This window comes from Pseudoalteromonas sp. MBR-15 (assembly GCF_053628915.1).
On sequence record NZ_JBRJHH010000014.1, the window covers coordinates 37,524 to 57,532 of the forward strand.

The following is a 20,009-nucleotide window of genomic DNA, read 5'->3' on the forward strand; positions in this document are numbered from 1 at the left end:
TTTTTAATAACTATGGTTGTTTTAATCAGTATTGCCAGCTGTTGGTATGTGAATGCAAATAAAAAACACGCTTAACCATAAAAATGGCAAAAATGCATGGCAGCAATTGATTTAAATTACGACAAAATAAGGGTGAAAAAAGAGCCATATTTTTAATAAAACTACTTGCGTAGCAGTATTAACGGTATACAATCGCGACACATTCATGAGGAGTAAAAAATGAGCAAAAAGAAACAAAAAAACCAAAGCCAAGTTGATATTGGCCGCGGCGTAATTAACGACAATGCCTATGCTGCATTGGTTACCTCTAAGCTGTTTCAGGCTAAAGTTGAAAAAGCTAAAAAAGGCAAAGGTGCATATCAGCGTAAGGCAAAACATGCAGGACGAGAGTCCTATTTAATCGCTGCTTAATTGAGTTGTGATCAAATAGGATTTTTTATAAAAGCAAACACCCGTTGTTTGCTTTTTTTATTTCAAACATCTTCTAAAAAAGTCACCGCGTTTACTTTTTACACAATTTTTATATATGTTTTTACAATAAAACTAATTTATTCGCTATATACCTAAAAAAGATACATTTTTTATTAACGATATTTACCGCTATTTTCCCTCGCCAAATTCTAAATGCCTTGTAAGCCGTACGCTTCAAGGTTAAAAACTTGTTAATTTTGTGTTCATTTTTACGCTGTAGAATCGAGCAAGTTTTAGTCGCAGCTCAATAATTTTTATCAGTTTTGACTGAGATTAACGGTATTTTTCAGTAAAAATAAGAATGTATTTACCTTTATTGGGTAAATTAGAGGTTGACCTGATTATTTTTTATGTTACTTTTAGGTTGGAAATGTAAAATAATTGTTATAACAACCTTGGGCGGAGGGAGCGAATGAGCTCACATCAATTAATAAAAAATGCCTTTAAACTAAGTGCGCTGTCACTCAGTGTATTTGGCTTTACAGCACAGGCTGCAATTGATTGCAGTAACTTAGAAGTATGGCAGCAAGGCCAAACACATGTCGGTGGCGATCAGGTGCAAGCACAAGACAGTGCCTATGAAGCTAAATGGTGGACACAGACTAACCCCGTGGAGACATCGGGTGTTGATCAAGAGTGGCGTTTATTGGGCGTTTGTGACAGCGCTGTCAGTGAAAATCAAGCACCACAAGTAACAAGCTTAAACCCTGCTGAGGGTTCTTTGTTTACCACTGGTGACAGCGTTGTCATAGAGGCTGACGCCATTGACACTGATGGCACAGTTGCGAGTGTTGAATTTTTTGTTGATGGAACATCGGTGGCTGTTACAAGCAGTGCGCCATATTCAACAAGTTGGCAGGCAACCGTGGGAAGTCATGTAATAAGTGCGGTTGCAACGGATGAGTTAGGGCTTACATCAACAGCGGTGGCACATTCGGTGAGTGTGTCTGATGCTGTCGAACCGGGTAATCAAGCGCCGACAGCAAGCATTGAATTTAGCACTGTGGCGAGCCAAGTTACCGTGGGTACTGATATTGTATTTGCACTTTCGGGCAGTGATAGCGATGGTCAGGTGACTGGGCTTAGTTTGGCAGAAAATGACAGCGCTGTTTATCAGGCAAGTAGCGCGTCATCAAGCTATACATGGCAAGCACCGGCACTGGGTCAATTTACCTTTACGTTAACCGTGACAGACAATGAAGGCGCAACTGGCACTGCCACTCACGTTGTGAATGTGGTTGAAGCGACGCCGCCAGGTGCTGATTGTAAGCCCCACGGTTTATACCAAACACCGGGTGTGAATACACCGTATTGTACAGTTTATGACAGCAATGGCCGTGAAAAAATGGGCGCTGATCATCCGCGTCGTGTGATTGGTTATTTCACTAGCTGGCGCAATGGTGCAAATGGTCAACCGAGTTATTTAGTGAATGATATTCCGTGGGACAAAATTACCCATATTAACTATGCCTTTGCGCACGTTGATGCCAATAACAAGGTGTCGATAGGCGATCCGAATGCTGCGGGCAACCCCGCAACAAATATGACTTGGCCGGGGGTAACAGGGGCCGAAATGGATCCTAGCTTTAGCTACACAGGTCACTTTAATCTACTGAATAAATTTAAAAAACAGCATCCAGATGTAAAAACATTAATCTCTGTGGGTGGCTGGGCCGAAACCGGTGGTTATTTTGGTGCAGATGGCACGCGCGTAAACAGCGGTGGTTTTTACACAATGACAACGAATGCCGATGGCTCGGTAAACCAAGCTGGTATTGATGCGTTTGCGAAAAGCGCCGTTGAATTCATTGAAACGTATGGTTTTGATGGGGTTGATATTGACTATGAATACCCATCGTCGATGAATGATTCGGGCCATCCTGATGATTTTGCTATTTCGAATGCGCGTCGAGCAGGCTTAAATGCCTCGTATCGTGTGCTGATGAAAAAATTGCGTGAAGAGCTTGATATTGCGGGTGAAAAAGCCGGTAAGCATTACCTACTCACGATTGCATCACCGTCTTCGGGTTACTTACTGCGTGGTATGGAAACTTTCCAAAGCGTGAAGTACCTAGATTACGTGAACATTATGTCGTACGACTTACATGGCGCATGGAACTCACACGTAGGTCACAACGCAGCATTGTATGACACTGGCCTTGATTCAGAGCTTGCACAATGGGGCGTGTATACAACAGCTGAGTTCGAAGGCATTGGTTACTTAAATACCGATTGGGCTGTACGTTATTTCCGTGGCGCGGTGTCTGCTGGTCGCATCAATATTGGTATTCCTTACTACACGCGTGGCTTTAAAGATGTGTCGGGTGGCACACATGGCCTGTGGGGACAAGCTGCGTTACCTGATCAATCTAACTGTGCAAAAGGCACCGGGGTTGGTGAGAAAAACCTATGCGGCAATGGTGCGCTAGGCATTGATAACCTGTGGCATGACAAGAACGATGTAGGTGAAGAAATGCCTGCAGGTTCTAATCCTTTATGGCATGCGAAAAACTTAGAAAACGGGATTAATCCGTCTTACCTTGAAATCTACGGCTTAACGCCAGATACCGACACAGATGATGTTTTAACGGGCACTTATACACGTTATTACGATGATGTTGCCGTGGCGCCTTGGTTATGGAACGCAGATAAAAAGGTGTTCTTATCAATTGAAGATGAACAGTCGATGGCAACCAAAGTTGATTACGTTATCAACAATGGCTTAGGTGGCATCATGTTTTGGGAACTGGCGGGTGACTTTGATTACGACTCGGCAAAAGGCGAGTACTTTATGGGGTCAAGTTTAACGACGCTGGCTTACGATAAGTTTAATCAAAGCGGTGTGGCATACGACACACATCAAGGCAATGTTGATTTTACCGTGCCCAGCGAAGCTGTAGATGTGAGCTTTACGGTTAAAGACTTCCCGATTGGTGATGATAACTACCCAATTTCACCGACTTTCTCATTTACTAATAATTCAAATATTGATTTAAGCGGCGCGAAAATTAGCTTTGATGTGCCGGTATCGACATCAGCCATTTTCAAGTCGAACTGGAATGCGCAAGAAAAGCTCGGTATGGCGGTTGAGGCAAATGGCTCGAATGCTGCGGGCAACAATATTGGTGGTTATGAGAATGAATTCCATCGCTTTTCAATCACTCTGGTAAATGAGTGGGGTGGAATTGAAAAAGCCTTTAACACCGGCGAAACCGTTGATGCACAAGTCATGTATTACATGCCTATTACTGGCCCAACTAATTTCACTATTGAAAAAGAGGGCAAAACCTACGCATTTAAATACGAGTACCCAATGTTGCCTGATGCCGTGCCGGGCACCACAAATCCAGGCGGTGACAATGGCGGTGACACAGGGGGTAACGATGCAACGTGTGACGGTGTCGATGTCGCCAGCATTGCGGTCTATCCAAATTGGCCGCAAACAGACTGGGCTGGTAATCCAAGCCATGCCGTTGGCGGTGATCTGATGAATCACAACAATGTGATTTACGAAGCTAAGTGGTGGACAAGCACAGAGCCAGGCACATCAGCTGATTGGACTGTGAGCTGCACGCTTTAACTCAACAAAGCGGGGCACGCAATGTGCTCCGCATTTCTACAGCGAGAATACAACAATGAAAACAACTAAATCGAAGGCATTGTCTTTATCGGCAGTGGCAACCAGCATGCTGCTTGCCTGTGTATCAAGCCATGTGAATGCCCACGGATTTTTAGAAAGCCCTAAAGCTCGCCAAGCATTTTGTCAGGCAGACGGCGGTTATTGGTGGCCCGCTGATGGTAGCGCTATTCCTAATCTTGCTTGCCGTGCAGCATTTGCAGAGGCAGGGCATGTGCAGTTTGTGCAAGATATTGAATATTCAGCGAACACGATTGATTACACCAACCTAGCAGCGGTAAAAGACAGTGTGCCCGATGGCCGTTTATGTGCGGCAGGCGACAGTGAAAAACGAGGCATGGATTTACCCTCGGCTCATTGGCAACGTACCGAGGTGGTGCCCAACGCGAATGGCGATATTTTAGTGCGTTTTTTAGCAAGTACGCCTCATAACCCAAGTTTTTGGCAGTTTTACCTGACAAAGCCTGGATTTGATAGCGCCACAGACGTTCTCACGTGGGACGATTTAGAGCTGGTTGAGGAATACGGCAATCTTGATTTTGTGATTGGTGATAATAACGACCGTTACTATGAAATGAGCGTGTCTATTCCTGCTGAGCGCAGTGGCGACGCTATTTTATATACTCGCTGGCAGCGTGATGATGCAGGTGGCGAGGGCTTTTATAACTGTAGCGATATTACCATTGTCACAGATACAGCACCGACTGATCCGAGTGAATGGTCTGCACTGACGTATTTTGTGCGCCAAGGTCAAAATGCAGAAGTGGGTGACAGTGTGTCTGCGCGTTTGTTTGATGAAACGGGGCAAGAGCTGTTTACGCAACAAATGCAAGTCACCAGCGATAATCAGGCTAATTGGCAAGCAGAGTTTGCTCAGCTGCTTAATCTGAATTACAGCCATTTACTACGCATTGGTGTGCAAGATGCTGGTGGCGCAATCGCTTTTAATGCCAGCGATATATTAACCAATCAGGTGTTTGCAACAAACGCCAACTACAGTTTTGCACTGAGCGTAAAAGCCGCACCTGAAAATACTGCCCCTATTATCCATCAACCTGAAGCTATCACCCTGAATGAAAATAGCACGGCAGATGTGCACTTACATGCCTTTGACGATCAGCAAACTGCATTAACATACCGCTGGAATGTACCGGCTCCTCTTCGCTTTACAGGGGTGGGTGCCGACATCACGTTAATAGCACCAGAAGTCGATGCAGATACCTCTTTTACTGTCACGGCCTCAGTATCTGACAGCATGCTTACCAGCGAAGCCAGCTTTACGGTCACGGTGCTAAATAGCAGTGTGGTTGAGCCAAACCCCGATGCGCCCGCGTGGGATAACAGCGCGCAATATAACACTGGCGATAAAGTGAGCTTTAACGGCGGGATCTACAGTGCGAAATGGTGGAACCAAGGCGCACAACCCGACAGCAGTGATGCATGGCAGCTTGAATCAGGTTCGGCATCGAGCGAATGGAACATCGGCAAAGCCTACCAAGGCGGTGACGAGGTGACCTATCAAGGACAGCGCTATCGTGCGCAGTGGTGGACTCAGGGCGATACACCGAGTACCAGCCAAGTATGGGCAAAAATCTAAAGTTTTGTAGTTCAAACTTTATCAATAACAGCAAACAGCTAAATAAAAATAGATAAGAGAGAATCATGAATATAAAACAATTAAGCGCAGCCATTGGTGTTGCATTATGTGCCAGTGCAGCAAATGCTGCACTATCGACACCGACCATTATTTGGGAACCGCAAGAGTACTCGTTTGTTGAAGTAAACCTTGAAGGAACGGGCTCGTATAAAAGCCTCGTTAAACGTGTTGATCAAGTAACGATTAACATTGAGTGGAATGCATGGAGCGGTGATGGTGGCGATAGCTACAAAGTGTATTTTGACAATATGCTGGTAAACGAAGGCCCTTTGGCTGCGGGCACTAAAAGCGGAGTGATTAGTTTCCCTTATGATAAAGCGGGTCGCCACACTTTGTATGTTGAGCTTTGTGAAGGTGGCACAACGTGCGCGCGCAGTGAAGGCAAACCCATTGTTATTGCCGACACCGACGGTGCGCACTTAGCCCCATTACCCATGGATTACGATCCAAATAATAAAGACATTGGTACAAAAGAAGGGTTGGTAACAGGGGCTTATTTCGTTGAATGGGGTATTTATGGGCGTGACTACGATGTCACAAATATTCCTGCACAAAACTTAAGTCACATTTTATATGGTTTCATTCCAATTTGTGGTCCGAATGATTCACTGACTGGAGGCCCTAAAAACGCGCTAAATACTGCGTGTGCGGGCTCAGAAGATTTTGAAGTCGTTATTCATGATCCGTGGGCGGCGATTCAAAAAGCCCTTCCGGGTGTGAGTGCAGACGACCCAATCCGTGGTACTTACTCACAATTAATGGCGCTAAAACAACGCTACCCTGATTTAAAAATATTGCCATCTGTAGGCGGTTGGACGTTATCTGACCCATTCGCATATTTTACTAATAAAGCAAACCGCGACACGTTTGTCGCATCAATGAAAGAGTTCTTAAAAACATGGAAATTCTATGATGGTGTCGATATTGACTGGGAATTCCCTGGGGGCGACGGTGCTAATCCGGCGTTAGGTGACCCAATTGCAGATGGCCCTGCTTATGTGGCATTAATGCAAGAGCTGCGAGCTATGCTTGATGAGCTTGAAGCCGAGACTGGTCGTCAATATGAGCTAACATCAGCGATTGGTGCAGGCTACGACAAAATTGAAGATGTTGATTACCAAGCAGCTAGCCAATATATGGATTACATTTTTGCCATGACGTACGATTTTTACGGCGCGTGGAGTGGAGTAACAGGCCATCAAACCGCCCTGTACTGTTCATCGCATTTCCGCCCTGGCCAATGTGATGGCACAGGTGTTGACGCCCAAGGCGTACCATACAAAGGACCTGCTTACACCACCGATAACGCAGTGCAGCTATTACTTGCGCAAAATGTTCCATCGAAGAAAATTGTTGTGGGCACAGCGATGTATGGTCGTGGTTGGGAAGGGGTTTACCCAGCAGGCACGACTATTGATGGTAACCCTATGACTGCAACAGGGTCGGGTCCTTTAAAAGGCAGCACTGCGCAAGGCGTCTGGGAAGACGGTGTTATTGATTATAAAGGCATAAAAGCACATATGATCGGCGCAGCAGGCACTGGTATTAATGGCTTTGAAGTGGGCTACGATGAGCAAGCAAAAGGCGCATATGTCTGGAATCGCTCTACAGGTAAACTGATTACGTATGACAGCCCTGCCTCTGTTATTGCAAAGGGTAACTATGTTAATCAACATGACTTAGGGGGATTATTTGCATGGGAAATCGATGCCGATAATGGTGATATCCTGAATGCGATGCACGAAGGTTTAGGTGGTGCGGTTACAGAGCCTAGCAACAGAGCGCCTGTGCTGTCAGTATCAAGCACCGTAACTGTAAACGCCGGTGAGTCTGTTTCAGTTGTTGCATCAGCAACCGATGCCGATAACGATGCACTGACTTACAGCTGGACAGCAGACGCCGCGCTGTCTGTAACGGGTGAAAACTCAAATACACTGGTTATTGCTGCGCCATCAGTGACAAGTGATGCGCAATACCTAGCAACGGTATCGGTCACCGACGGTAAAGCCGTGGTGAGCCGTAATGTAACAGTGAATGTTGTGGCGCCAAGTACGGGCGGCAATTCAGCGCCTGTCGTGGCTGCAATTTCAGATAAAACCGTTGCTGAAGATGCAAGCGTTGCGGTATCAGTGTCTGCTACAGATGCAGATAATGATGCACTTAGCTATAACTGGACAGTGCCTGCGGGCTTAACATTGGTGGGTTCAGGTGCAAATATTAGTTTGCAAGCGGGCAGCGTTGATGCAGATACAAGCTATGTTGTAACGGTAGAGGTATCTGACACACAAGCTACGACATCGGTAAGCTTCAACGTGACAGTGACTGACTCTGGCACAACAAACCCACCGGGTGGCGATACAACATGGGATGAAGCCGCCATTTATGTGGGCGGTGACACGGTAATCTATAACGGTGTTGAATATACTGCAAAATGGTGGACACAAGGAAACCGTCCTGATTTAGGTGGCCCGTGGGAAGCAAGCTCAAAACCAACAGACGGTAATGGTGATGTGGTTTGGCAAGCTGCTGGTATCTACAATGGGGGCGACCAAGTCGTTCACCAAGGTACAAAATACGAAGCGAAGTGGTGGACTCAAGGAGAAGAGCCAGGCGTTGTGGATGTATGGAAAGCACTTTAAACCTACCTAGCTACATGTAGTGTATTTTATTAAAATGTGATTTCCCTACAAAGCAGCCTTCGGGCTGCTTTTTTAGTGTCTAATCTCTAACTTTTCCTTATTTTAATTGCTCACTTTCCTCCTCGCTTAGTTTTTGTGTTTCACCTATTATGAACCATACTAAAAGAGTGATGAGTTTAGGCTCTTAAACTACAGGTGTGTTGATGACGATGAAAGTGCTTTTCTTATTGGTTTTTGCTGCGTTAAGCACTGAAGCGTTTGGCTGCGATAGGGTTTTAAAAGTCGGGGTGAGCCAATCGTGGCGACCCTATGTTTTTAGCCAAAATGATCAGCTCACCGGGATTGATATAGAGATTACTGACTTGGTGTTAAAGGAAGCGGGTTTTTGCAGTCAATTTATTGTAATGCCTTCGTCAAAACGTGGATTTGCTGAATTAAAACATGGCACTGTTGATTTACTTCCCGCAGCCAGCTACAGCCAACAGCGAGATGATTTTAGTACTTTTTCAGTGCCTTATCGTAACGAAGTTATGCGTCTTTTTTGGTATCCGCACAGCCATTTGGAATCACAAGACTTAAAAGGTTTACTCGACCATAAACAAACTATTCTTACCAATAGCGGCAGTTATTATGGCGATGAATTGACACGTTTAAGTGCGAATAAAAAATATAAAGATCAGTTTGTTACTGTCCCATCATTACGACAGCGCTTAGCAATGCTGGTGGCCAAACGCGTTGATTTTTTTATTGACGATGAACTAGCAGGCTTAAGCTTGATTCAACAACATCAGGCTAACAACGTAAAAATTCATCCGTATATTATTAATAACGATTATATTTATTTTATGCTAAGCGACTTGAGCCTCTCCGAGGAGGAACGACAGGCTATTAACCACGCGATTCAATTCAACAAGCAAGCAATAACCGATATAATCAGTTCCTATAAAACACAGTGAGTTAGCCTAACCGCGTAACACGCAACTTGATACGTCCGGCATTGGCACCATAAAAACGATTTAAGTCATTCGCAAATGGGCAAAACTCGCCTGACTTTGTAATGCGAATATCGGCACCTTCAGCAATTTCAAATAAATGCTCATCGTTGTCATCAATCGCGCCAATAAGTGCAAACCACTGTGCATGCGCTAAGCGTCTAAATGGCTCAAGCACAGCCATGGGAATTTCTTTTACACCTAATTGCACGTTATCACGATGCCAACCCGCGGGGCCGCAACTAATGCCATCGTCATACCAAGTTTGATCAGGATAAGGCGTAAACCGATAGGTCGCCCCTTGCGCTAACATTAATCCGGTGTGGTTATATTTTTCGGCGCCATAAACAAATACATCTTTACTTTGACCAATACTGAGTACGGTCATGTTTTGTTTATCAAGCGCAATATGTGGGCTTAAGCCGTTGAAGGTTAAGCGGCTTTCATCACTGTAGAGCACATCATACGTAAGGCTTTTTAGCGACTCAGGACGATAACTGGTTAAACGGTTAATACGCTCTGCCACGGTGTAATGAATTGTGGGAGGATGTTCACTTTGCTCATTATCAACCAATACGCAGCACTCACGGTCAACAAGCTTAAATAAAGGGTTAAACCAAAAGTAATTTTGTTGGTGACTAAGCGCCAACGGATCGGGGGTGACTGTGACATCGTCTTGGGCAATTAAATTACGGTGCTCATCGGGCAGTAAACTATGGTAATTAATATCAGCACTGGTCAGAAGGTTAAGTGAAATCGTTTGTTCTATTAACCACTCAATAGCATAACGCAGACAAATGTCGGCTAAGCCATCACGGTAATACCCGCCACCCACGTCAGAGTGTGCGCCCGCAAACCATACCTCTTCTACATGGGGCGCTTTGTTTATGAGTGTTGGCTCAAACGCGCGGCGCTTTTCATCCAGTGCAACACAATGCAGGGCTGCGTTAATATTACTGGCTAGGGTGTAATTTTCAAAAATAACGTGTTCAGCGCCACGTGTTGCTTTGGTCACTTTTGAAAAACCAATGGATGCCACGGTATCAAATACGCATAGAAAAACATTGTCGCTTATTAAGGGCTCAAGGCATTTTGCAAAACGCCTTGCCAATGCTGCACCACGACTAAAACCCGTTAGCAAAACCCGATCGCCTACAGCGTAATATTGTTTAAAGTCGTTTATTGCGCGGTTTAAAATACTGGCGACATCGTCGCCTCTTGGGGCTAATGCTTGATTGAATAAACGTCTGAAGCGGCTTCCTTGAGTGCCTATGCCTTGATAATAAAAACTAAGTTGGCTTGGGAATGGCGTTTCGGGTTCACTGTTGAGTGTGCCGCCAAATAACAAATGAAGTTTAAGAATATTGGAAATACTGGCATCTTCTTTGAAATGAGCGGCACTAAATTGTTCTGCATCACGGGGCTCACTGCCTGTGCCATCAAAGTTGAAAATCAGCGTTTTAGGGGTCATAGCGTCATTCCTTTAGTGGTTTGTCATAACATACAAGGCATTTATTAAAATTTGAAGACAAATTATGCGTGATGGCACTCTTTTTATATCAGGCTTTTTATATCAGGCTTTTTATGAGAACACAGAAGACAGGAGAGAGATTTGGGCAAGGTGTGTGGTTAACCTTGCCCAAAATAGCCGTTTGAACAGCTAAAATTAAGCGTAAGTGTGGCTGTATAGAATGCCTGAGCCAATTAAGATAAGGGCAATACCGCCAATGGCTTCAGCTTTTTTGCCAACCCAGCCACTCATCACATTCCCTAGTAATGAGCCGATAGTCACCATTACGGTTGTGGCGAGACCTATCATTGCGGCAGCAACATAAATATTAACTTTCATAAACGCAAGGCTTATGCCCACGGTCATTGCATCAATACTGGTGCCTACTGCGGTCAGCAGGGTTGCCATTAATGAGCGCTTATTGCTTGGCACTTCGTCGGCGTCGTCATCGTCGTCTTTACGACTTTCAATGATCATGTGTATGCCAAGGCCCACCAATAATACAAACGCAATCCAGTGATCATAGGCTTCAACGTACTCGGCACCCGCACTGCCAATTAACCAACCTAAAACAGGGGCAATTGCTTCAATGCAGCCAAAAATTAAACCCAATTTAATGGCACTAAGAATACGTGGGTTTTTAAGTGAACTGCCTTTGGTGATTGATGCAGCAAACGCGTCGGTTGACATTGCAAGCGACAATACGCTGAGAGTAATAATATTCAATTTTTGCGCCCCACAAAAAGTGCGCATTATACGCGTATAAGCCGTAAACAGGTAGAGTAATTTACGGCTTAGGATGAGTCGCGCTGTTTGTTAATGCAGTTTCATTTTGGGTCTTACCACGCGGAGTACTTTTTCGCTGATCCACAATGCAAAGGTTTTGGCACTGCCATGAATGGCGCGCTGGTGCATGCGGTAAAGAGAAATATACATGAACCGCGCTATTTTCCCTTCGATAAAAAAGCTATTACTGGTTAAGTTACCCATTAAGCTGCCCACGGTGCTGTAACGTGACAAATTCACCAAAGAGCCATGATCACTATAGGTAAACACGCTTAACGGATTGTTTTTGAGAGTGGCTAGTAGGTTTTTTTCTACGCATTGTGCCATTTGATGCGCTGATTGTGCGCGTGGTGGAACCTGTGAGCCATCGTCTTGAGTAAACGCGCAGCAATCACCAATCACAAAAATAGTCTCATCAACACTGCTTTGTAGGTATTGATTTACCTTAATTTGGTTGTTGCGTGTAAGCTCAAAAATACCAATATCTTTGATAAAATCGGGGGCTTTTACACCCGCTGCCCATACCATGATATCGGCCTTTATAATGGCATCATTGTTAGTGATAAAGCTGTTTTCTGTGGCTTCTTTTACTTGCGTGCCTTCGCGCACCGTGACCCCTAGTTTTACCAGTTCTCGTTTTGCCGAGTTGGCTATGCGTTCAGGCAAGGCAGGCAAAATACGAGGACCTGCTTCGATTAAATCAATGTGTAGGCGCTTGGCTGTCATTTTATCTAGGCCATACATTTTTAGCATATCGGATACATGATATAGCTCAGCCGAAAGCTCAACGCCCGTCGCTCCACCGCCAACAATGGCAATTGTTAGAGCCTGCTGTGGGTCGTCATCTTGGTGTAAGCGAGTAAAGTTATCGAGTAATGCATGTTGAAAACGCTCGGCCTGTTGGTTTGAATCAAGGTAAAAGCAATGATCTTTTACGCCGGGGGTATTAAAGTCGTTACTCACACTGCCGATGGCGAGCACTAGGTAGTCATAGCTGACATGTCGCTGTGGCAAAATGCGATGGCCAAGCTCGTCTTTTAACTCGCTTAAGGTAATGGTTTTGTTGGTTGAATCTAAGTGGCAAAAACTGCCGAGTTGAAAATTATAATGGTGTTTTGCTGCATGAGCAGAGTACACAACGCCGTCTAAATCGGCATCAATCGACCCCGTCGCTACTTCATGAAGTAACGGTTTCCAAATATGGCTACGGTTTTTATCGATTAATAAAATATCTGCTTGGCGTTTTTTCCCGAGTTTATGTCCTAATTGTGTTGCAAGCTCTAAGCCGCCTGCGCCACCACCGACTATCACGATTTTAGGAGGTTGGTTAGTCATTACGTTGCCCTCAAAAGTATAATACCTAAACACTCTCGATTTAAAAGCGCTTAGGTATTGCAAATCCATTCTTCAATACCCCATGGCAACGGGTCTATTGTGCGCCTTTTTACTGGTTTTGTCAGCAAAGCTTACGAACAATATAGTGTGTTTAGTGATATTAATGGCCTTGGGTGATGAGCCTAAACACGTTAACATGGCTAATTCGCACTAAGGCACCTATCATTACCTAATACAGGGAAATGAAACAAGGGATCAGGATGACTACAGCACTCCACACTTCGCTAAATCAATACTTTGGCTTTACTGAATTTCGCCAGGGTCAGCAACAAACGATTGAACAACTGTTAAATCAACAATCATCATTGGCTATCTTTCCGACGGGGTCGGGCAAGTCGTTGTGTTATCAATTAACTGCATTGCATTTGCCTAATTTGACCTTGGTGGTTTCACCTTTGTTAGCGCTGATGAAAGATCAAATCAGCTTTTTGAATAGCAAAGGTATTTACGCGGCCAGCTTAGATTCGAGTCAAACGAGCGAACAAAGTCATACCGTGATGAGTGATGTGCGAACCGGGAAGGTTAAAATTTTAATGGTGTCGGTGGAGCGTTTTAAGAACGAACGCTTTCGCGAGTTCATCAAGCAAGTGCCGATTTCAATGCTGGTGGTTGATGAGGCGCACTGTATTTCTGAATGGGGGCATAACTTTAGGCCCGACTATTTAAAACTGCCACGTTATCGCGATGAGCTTAATATTCCTCTGGTGTTGCTATTAACTGCAACGGCAACCAAAAAAGTAAAACGTGACATGTGTGAGCGGTTTGCCATTGCACCTGAATGCGTTGTGCAAACAGGGTTTTATCGTGCGAACCTTGATTTATCGGTGTTAAGTGTGGCGAGCCAAGACAAACAATCGTACTTAACACGCGTTATTGCTAAGCAGCAGGGCGCTGGCATCGTGTATGTGACGCTGCAACACACTGCCGAGCAAGTGGCCGCAGCGTTAGCGCAGACAGGAATTAATGCAGTGGCGTATCATGCGGGTCTTGACGATGATAAGCGCTGGCAAATTCAAGATGACTTTATGGCGGGTAACATTAATATTGTGGTTGCCACCATTGCGTTTGGCATGGGCATTGATAAGTCGGATATTCGCTTTGTTATTCATTATGATTTACCTAAATCAATTGAAAACTACAGCCAAGAAATAGGTCGCGCTGGGCGAGATTCTAAGCAATCAAATTGTTATACCTTGGCAAATCTAGATGGCCTGAACACGGTTGAAAACTTTGTCTATGCTGACACCCCTGAGCAAAGTGGTATTGAATATGTGATCAACAATATTCGCACGGAGCAAACGAATAGTCAGTGGGAAATGCAAGAATACAGCTTGTCGAGTGACAGTAATATTCGTGCATTAGCCTTAAAAACGTTATTAGTACAGCTTGAAATTCATGGCGCTATCACGCCGTTGTATGCCTATTATGCTGACTTTAAATATAAGTTTTTAACAGAAAAAGACATACTTCTTCAGCAATTTGATGAGCAGCGCCAAGCATTTTTACAGCAGGTATTTAATCATACTGAGTTTAAGAAAATTTGGGGCACTCTCAACTTTGACGCCTTAACACATGCCACGCAAGTCGATAGAAAACGGGTGGTTGCTGCGCTCGATTATTTGGCCGAAAAAGGTCACATAGCCCTTGAAACTAAACGCATTACACAAGTGTATGAGGTGAATAACGAAGTCATTAATGCAGACAATTTAGCGTCGCAATTACATCACTACTTTATTGAAAAAGAGCAGGCAGAAATAAAACGCATTGCCGCATTGGTGCGCTTTTTTGAGCTTAATAGCTGTTTGAGTTATAACCTTGCACGTTATTTTGATGATCACAATGCCCCAAAAGAGTGTGGCCATTGTTCTGTGTGTCGAGGCCAGTCTGTAAAACTTAGTTATTCACTTGAGCACACCATGCCAGACACTGCGGTTATTGCAGCTAAAGTTACACAGCTAAAAGAGCACTTAGCCACTAAAGGGGTAACTGAAATCAGTATTGATACTCAATGCCGCTTTTTAGCGGGGATGAGTGTGCCACTGTTTACCCGCAATAAAGTTAGGCAGCTTTCAGGTTTTGGGGTGTGTGAACACCAGCGTTATAGCGATATTAAAGCGGTGTTACAGCAGTTGTAGCATCGCTTTAAATTTTAAACGCATGTGCTTAAGCTTCGGTAACCATTTTTGACGAACCTGTCTTGAATAACTCTGTCAGTGTATTTTGTAAGGACAACTGAAAGTTTTCTTTGTAGAGTGGTAACTATTACAACGTGCCACTTATCAGTTTTAGGGCTGAGTATTTAGGAGCTTCTTTTTATTGCTTCCAAAACGTACGCGTAAAAAGAGCAAAAACAGTAAAATATTCCAAGCGACCAACAAGCATTGCGCTGGTTAATATCCAGGTTCCTGCGTCTGAAACCGGTGCAAAGTTAGCGCCTACTTCACCAAACCCCGGTCCGAGCACATTGACACATGCGGCGACTGCTGAAAACGCACTCCAAAAATCCAGCCCAGTAAACATGAGTAATAATGTAAACAGCATGCTTGATCCTGCGGCAAAAGTCATAAATGCCATAACGGCATGAAGTACATCATCTTTTACAGGGCTGCCTTGGTACTTAATGGTGAATATAGCGCGGGGATGAAGAAGTTGTTTAAAGTTATTGTTGAGCATTTTAACCACTAGAATATTTCTGATGATTTTATTTCCGCCAGCCGTTGAGCCCGCGCATCCCCCTAAGTAGCCAGTGATAATAAGTAAAAATCCGACAGCTTCGGGCCATTCAGTAAAGCTTGCTGCACCAAATCCGGTGCTGGTTATAAACGACACTATATGAAAAGTTGAAAAACTCAATGACTCAAAAAAAGAGGAGTAGGTGTCGTGACTGTACAAAATAACGCCCGACAACACTGAAAGGGTTGTAATGATGTATATAAAATAACGCGTTTCTTCATCAGCATAGTAACTTCCGAGCGCTCGTTTGTGGACGACTCTAAAGTGCAGTGCAAAATTAATAGCACCTGCAATCATAAATAAGTTGGCGACCCATAAAATTAAATGACTTTTGTAAAACCACATACTGGCATCGTGGGTCGAGAACCCTCCCGTTGAAACGGTTGTCAGTGCATGAGCCAGTGCATCGTAAAAAGTCATGCCTGCAAAATAGTAAGAAACAGTACACAACACGGTTATGCTTAAGTATACACTCCAAAGGTAATGCGCCGTGTTTGCAATACGAGGTGATAGCTTTTCATCTTTAATTGGCCCAGGTGTTTCGGCTTTTAAGAGCTTCATGCCACCTATATTTAGCATGGGTAAAATAGCCACCACGAAAATCACAATGCCGAGCCCTCCCATCCATTGTAAAAACTGGCGGTATAATAAAAACGTACGCGGCATATCATCTAAGCCCGACAGTATTGTGGCGCCAGTGGTGGTTAATGCGCTTATTGATTCAAACATGCCATCTGTAAAGCTCACTTTGGTGACTAAAATGATTGGAATTGCCCCCAAAAAGCCAGCAATCACCCACGTGGCTGTCGCGTAAATCAGTGCATCCCTAAAGTTGGCCAGTGATGAATCAACATGCTGGGTTTTTAACAGTATGACACTTGCTGTAAAAAGCATTATTGACGCAGGCAATAGGAATGACACGGATACATTATCTTTAAATAAAAATGCAGATAAAGCTGCAAATATCAATTGCACTATACTCATCCACAAAATAGGGAAAGCGAGTAATCGAAATGTGATTTTCCAATTGATCATACGTCTACTGATTTAATGAACGGCTCTTAAATCAGCATGCTATTGAAATAGGCGTAGATGTCTTTAGAGAGAGTGAAAGCTTTATAAAGATTTTATGCCGAGATAAAAAAACTTTATAAAAACTTTATAGTGACAAAAATAAAAACACTTTACTCTAATGACAATTCGTTAGATGAGCTTAAACAGATGATGCAGTCAGTATTCAAACCCCCGTTATTTAAGGCCATATTTTTAAGTGTATTGATGCCACTTGTGGTGGTGCTTGCTATTTTTCCGTTTAGAGAACTGTTTACAACCACCGATATTGTGATGTTACAGCTGTTGTGGGTGACGTGGGTGGCTGTACGAAGTAATCGCCGTGTTGCAGCGCTGACAACCCTAGTGAGTGTAGCCTGCACCGACTGGTTTTATGTGGTGCCGTACTTTACCTTTCATATTGAAAACATTGAATATGTGGTGACATTTGTGGTGATGCTTATTGTTGGCCTAGTGATAAGCCATTTAGCCGGTGAGCTCAATACTAAAGTGCGCGATGTGCAAGAACACGCCAGCAATAGCCGACTGCTCTACGAGCTTGCGAAAAAATTAAATGAACTCGACAGTTTAGATGAGCAAAAGCAATTATTTATAGCCGCGATGACGGCGCATTTAAAGGTTAAATGTGATTGGCATGTAACGCAGACAAACAATGTTATGTATTTAAATGAGCAGCAGCCTGAATTAGGGGGGATCGCGTTTGCAAAACCCTTGACGAGTGAGCAACAAGCGCTGGCAGATACGGCGTGCTCTTTATTGTATCAAGTTCACGAAAAAACGTTATTGCGCCAACAGTCTGCGGCCATTGCAGTACAAGCGGAACTTGAACGGTCAAAGAATACCTTGCTGCGCAGTTTATCGCATGACTTGCGAACTCCTTTGGCAACCATAATGGGGGCATCAAGTATGCTGGCAGATGAGGAGATTGAATTAAGTCGTGACGTGGTTAAAGAACAAGCCAATAATATTTTTGAGCAAAGTAAAATACTTAATCAGCATTTTGATAAGGTAATGGAACTAAGCAAAGTCAATAAGTTAGGTGAGAATATTACATGGCAAAAACTCAACGTTTCGAGCCTCATTAGCGAAGCAAAAGCGCGTAGGCAACAGCAATTAAGCGACTTTAAATTAACCATTAATGCTGCACAAAATAGTGCCTGCTATGGTGATGAAACACTGCTAGAAATTGCCTGTGCTAATATGCTCGAGAACGCAGCGCGTTATGGTGACGGAACGGCGGATATGCAATTTATTGAACGAGATAATGAGTATCAACTCGTGCTAATAAACTCGATTAATCGCAATAATGAAACCAGTCAAGACGAAGGCGTTGGTCTTGGCAGTATTATCTGCGATGTGGTTGCTAAGTGTCATCAAGGTCAATTTGAGTTAACCCTTAATGAGCAAACAGGGCAGGCGAAAGCCCAGTTGATTTGGAGTAAACAGCATGGCTAATATTTTAGTGTTAGAAGACTCACCTCCACTGCAAAGTTTTTTAAAAACGCTGCTTAAAGCCAGTGGCTATGAAGTCAGCCTATGCGCAAAGGGCTTAGATGGCTTTGCACTATTAAGTGAGCAACAGTTTGATTTAGTGCTACTTGATTTAGGCTTACTCGATATGGATGGACAAAATTGGCTGCTTGAGTTTAGGCAATGGAGTTTATTACCGGTATTGGTTTTATCTGCACGTGATGGCGAAACAGAAAAAGTAACCGCACTGGATAATGGCGCAAACGATTACATAACGAAGCCCTTTAGTGCCAACGAACTTCTTGCCAGAATACGGGTTTTATTACGCGCCCAATCTTCGCCAAATATGACATTGCAATGTGGTGATATTCATATTGATCCCCACAAGCATGTTGTTAAAAAAGACGGGCAGAGCATCAAGTTAACTAAAAAAGAATACGCTATTTTACTGTTACTCTTTCAACAAAAAGATAAAGTATTAACGCATAACGCTATTTTATCTCAAGTATGGGGGGAGCAATATATAAATCGCCCTGAATACGTGCGTGTTCACATAGGCCAGTTAAGACAAAAACTCGAAGATAATGCAGCAAACCCTAAACACATACTTACCGAGCCCGCCGTGGGTTATCGGCTAGTTGATTAAGCTTTATGTCTTTTTCGTTGAGCATACCCCATTTATTGACTACTCTTTTAATATTAAAAACAATAAATTGGGGTATTTGATTGACGTCTAATTCAAAGGGCAGCAAAGGGCTTAATGCGCTGTCCAATAAGCAGCTAGAGCGTATTATTGCAGAAATTGATCAAGCAATTGAATGGCACCAATCTTGGTATAAGCAGTTACTACGCAGCCTAATCTCAAATGTCCCTGCCAATAAGCATGACCTTAGCGACAATGCGCATACTTTTTGCGAGTTTGGTCAGTGGTTTAATAAGTTACCAACCGACACTAAAAAGTTGCATCCTCATTTTTCTGAGATGGGCACTGCGCATCAAAAAATGCATCAAGGTGCTAAAGTGCTTTTGTCGTTAAATGAAGCTAAATCGGCTATTCCAGTGAGCTTACTCGATCAATTTCATGCTGATTTAGACACACTCAGAGATTTATTTGAAGCGGTGAGCGATGAGTTTTCCGACGTTTTGCATACCCGTGATCCCCTTACTGGGGCAACTGATCGCACCAACTTACTGAGTCACCTGCGCAAAGAGCACGAACGCTGTAAACGTCACTCGCTTGAATGTGCAATTATCATGATAGATCTTGATCATTTTAAACGCGTAAATGATGAGCATGGTCACGCAGCTGGCGATAAGGTATTGGTTGCCTTAGTAAAATGTATTCAATCGCATTTACGAGAGTACGATCAACTGTATCGTTATGGGGGGGAGGAATTTTTAGTGTGTCTGCCAGAGACAGAGCTTGAAGGGGCCAAGTCATTTTCTGAGCGTTTAAGAGCGAGTGTCGAAGAGTTAAACATTAATATTGGGACCAACACGCCTATAAATGTGACAGGCTCGTTTGGTATTGCCTCTGTCAGTGTTAACGATGATATTGAGCAGGCAATTGAAAGAGCAGATCACGCGATGTATCAAGCTAAAAAGTCTGGCCGCAACAGAGTCTGCGTGACGTAGGGATATTAGCGAC

At 43.8% G+C, this 20,009-nt stretch carries 13 protein-coding genes; 9 read left to right on the forward strand and 4 right to left on the reverse strand.

Annotated features, from left to right (window positions below; all coding sequences use genetic code 11):
- Window positions 1–219 precede the first annotated feature (219 nt).
- From ACSSVW_RS16860 to ACSSVW_RS16880, 5 genes are all read left to right on the forward strand, one after another.
- On the forward strand, window positions 220–411 hold the full coding sequence (locus ACSSVW_RS16860) for an alternative ribosome-rescue factor A (RefSeq protein WP_036972476.1): 192 nt from the start codon (window positions 220–222) through the stop codon (window positions 409–411).
- 472 nt (window positions 412–883) lie between these two features.
- Complete coding sequence (locus tag ACSSVW_RS16865; RefSeq protein WP_454179770.1) at window positions 884–4,051, forward strand: glycosyl hydrolase family 18 protein; 3,168 nt, start codon at window positions 884–886, stop codon at window positions 4,049–4,051.
- A 55-nt stretch (window positions 4,052–4,106) separates the two neighbouring features.
- Window positions 4,107–5,705: a lytic polysaccharide monooxygenase gene (locus tag ACSSVW_RS16870; RefSeq protein ID WP_454179772.1), complete on the forward strand. Its 1,599-nt coding sequence runs from the start codon at window positions 4,107–4,109 to the stop codon at window positions 5,703–5,705.
- A gap of 65 nt (window positions 5,706–5,770) precedes the next feature.
- Window positions 5,771–8,404, forward strand: coding sequence for a glycosyl hydrolase family 18 protein (locus ACSSVW_RS16875; protein WP_454179774.1), 2,634 nt, complete (start codon window positions 5,771–5,773; stop codon window positions 8,402–8,404).
- Window positions 8,405–8,607: 203 nt separating this feature from the next.
- The gene (locus ACSSVW_RS16880; RefSeq protein ID WP_417698767.1) at window positions 8,608–9,360 is read left to right on the forward strand and encodes a substrate-binding periplasmic protein; all 753 of its coding nucleotides are present in this window, start codon (window positions 8,608–8,610) and stop codon (window positions 9,358–9,360) included.
- 1 nt (window position 9,361) lies between these two features.
- On the opposite strand, the gene ACSSVW_RS16885 is transcribed toward ACSSVW_RS16880, so the two are convergent.
- The 3 genes from ACSSVW_RS16885 to ACSSVW_RS16895 all read right to left on the reverse strand — a co-directional run bounded on the left by ACSSVW_RS16885 (window position 9,362) and on the right by ACSSVW_RS16895 (window position 13,027).
- On the reverse strand, window positions 9,362–10,867 hold the full coding sequence (locus ACSSVW_RS16885; protein WP_036972472.1) for a phospholipase effector Tle1 domain-containing protein: 1,506 nt from the start codon (window positions 10,865–10,867) through the stop codon (window positions 9,362–9,364).
- Window positions 10,868–11,062: 195 nt separating this feature from the next.
- Entirely contained in the window at window positions 11,063–11,632 is a 570-nt protein-coding gene (locus ACSSVW_RS16890) for a manganese efflux pump MntP (RefSeq protein WP_036972950.1), read from the reverse strand.
- Between the two features lie 90 nt (window positions 11,633–11,722).
- Window positions 11,723–13,027, reverse strand: coding sequence for an NAD(P)/FAD-dependent oxidoreductase (locus ACSSVW_RS16895; RefSeq protein WP_180311782.1), 1,305 nt, complete (start codon window positions 13,025–13,027; stop codon window positions 11,723–11,725).
- A gap of 260 nt (window positions 13,028–13,287) precedes the next feature.
- Between ACSSVW_RS16895 and ACSSVW_RS16900 the strand changes: the two genes are divergently transcribed.
- Window positions 13,288–15,222, forward strand: a complete 1,935-nt coding sequence (locus ACSSVW_RS16900) for a RecQ family ATP-dependent DNA helicase (RefSeq protein WP_454179777.1) — start codon at window positions 13,288–13,290, stop codon at window positions 15,220–15,222.
- A gap of 178 nt (window positions 15,223–15,400) precedes the next feature.
- Here the strand turns inward: ACSSVW_RS16900 and ACSSVW_RS16905 are convergent, their stop codons facing one another.
- The gene (locus ACSSVW_RS16905; RefSeq protein ID WP_454179778.1) at window positions 15,401–16,855 is read right to left on the reverse strand and encodes a TrkH family potassium uptake protein; all 1,455 of its coding nucleotides are present in this window, start codon (window positions 16,853–16,855) and stop codon (window positions 15,401–15,403) included.
- 186 nt (window positions 16,856–17,041) lie between these two features.
- Here ACSSVW_RS16905 and ACSSVW_RS16910 point away from each other — a divergent pair, with 186 nt between their 5' ends.
- The 3 genes from ACSSVW_RS16910 to ACSSVW_RS16920 all read left to right on the forward strand — a co-directional run bounded on the left by ACSSVW_RS16910 (window position 17,042) and on the right by ACSSVW_RS16920 (window position 19,996).
- Entirely contained in the window at window positions 17,042–18,346 is a 1,305-nt protein-coding gene (locus ACSSVW_RS16910) for a DUF4118 domain-containing protein (RefSeq protein WP_454179780.1), read from the forward strand.
- Complete coding sequence (locus ACSSVW_RS16915) at window positions 18,339–19,007, forward strand: response regulator (protein WP_180311780.1); 669 nt, start codon at window positions 18,339–18,341, stop codon at window positions 19,005–19,007. Before ACSSVW_RS16910 ends, ACSSVW_RS16915 begins: the two co-directional genes overlap by 8 nt.
- 80 nt (window positions 19,008–19,087) lie before the next feature.
- On the forward strand, window positions 19,088–19,996 hold the full coding sequence (locus tag ACSSVW_RS16920) for a diguanylate cyclase (RefSeq protein WP_454179782.1): 909 nt from the start codon (window positions 19,088–19,090) through the stop codon (window positions 19,994–19,996).
- Window positions 19,997–20,009 lie beyond the last annotated feature (13 nt).

What these genes read in the sequence shown, in the direction of transcription:
- ACSSVW_RS16915 (WP_180311780.1), top strand. Translation starts at nt 18,339, where the DNA reads ATGGCTAATATTTTAGTGTTAGAAGACTCACCTCCACTGCAAAGTTTT.
- ACSSVW_RS16895 (WP_180311782.1), bottom strand. Translation starts at nt 13,027, where the DNA reads ATGACTAACCAACCTCCTAAAATCGTGATAGTCGGTGGTGGCGCAGGC.
- ACSSVW_RS16880 (WP_417698767.1), top strand. Translation starts at nt 8,608, where the DNA reads ATGACGATGAAAGTGCTTTTCTTATTGGTTTTTGCTGCGTTAAGCACT.
- ACSSVW_RS16910 (WP_454179780.1), top strand. Translation starts at nt 17,042, where the DNA reads ATGATGCAGTCAGTATTCAAACCCCCGTTATTTAAGGCCATATTTTTA.
- ACSSVW_RS16905 (WP_454179778.1), bottom strand. Translation starts at nt 16,855, where the DNA reads ATGATCAATTGGAAAATCACATTTCGATTACTCGCTTTCCCTATTTTG.
- ACSSVW_RS16885 (WP_036972472.1), bottom strand. Translation starts at nt 10,867, where the DNA reads ATGACCCCTAAAACGCTGATTTTCAACTTTGATGGCACAGGCAGTGAG.
- ACSSVW_RS16900 (WP_454179777.1), top strand. Translation starts at nt 13,288, where the DNA reads ATGACTACAGCACTCCACACTTCGCTAAATCAATACTTTGGCTTTACT.
- ACSSVW_RS16870 (WP_454179772.1), top strand. Translation starts at nt 4,107, where the DNA reads ATGAAAACAACTAAATCGAAGGCATTGTCTTTATCGGCAGTGGCAACC.
- ACSSVW_RS16865 (WP_454179770.1), top strand. Translation starts at nt 884, where the DNA reads ATGAGCTCACATCAATTAATAAAAAATGCCTTTAAACTAAGTGCGCTG.
- ACSSVW_RS16860 (WP_036972476.1), top strand. Translation starts at nt 220, where the DNA reads ATGAGCAAAAAGAAACAAAAAAACCAAAGCCAAGTTGATATTGGCCGC.
- ACSSVW_RS16875 (WP_454179774.1), top strand. Translation starts at nt 5,771, where the DNA reads ATGAATATAAAACAATTAAGCGCAGCCATTGGTGTTGCATTATGTGCC.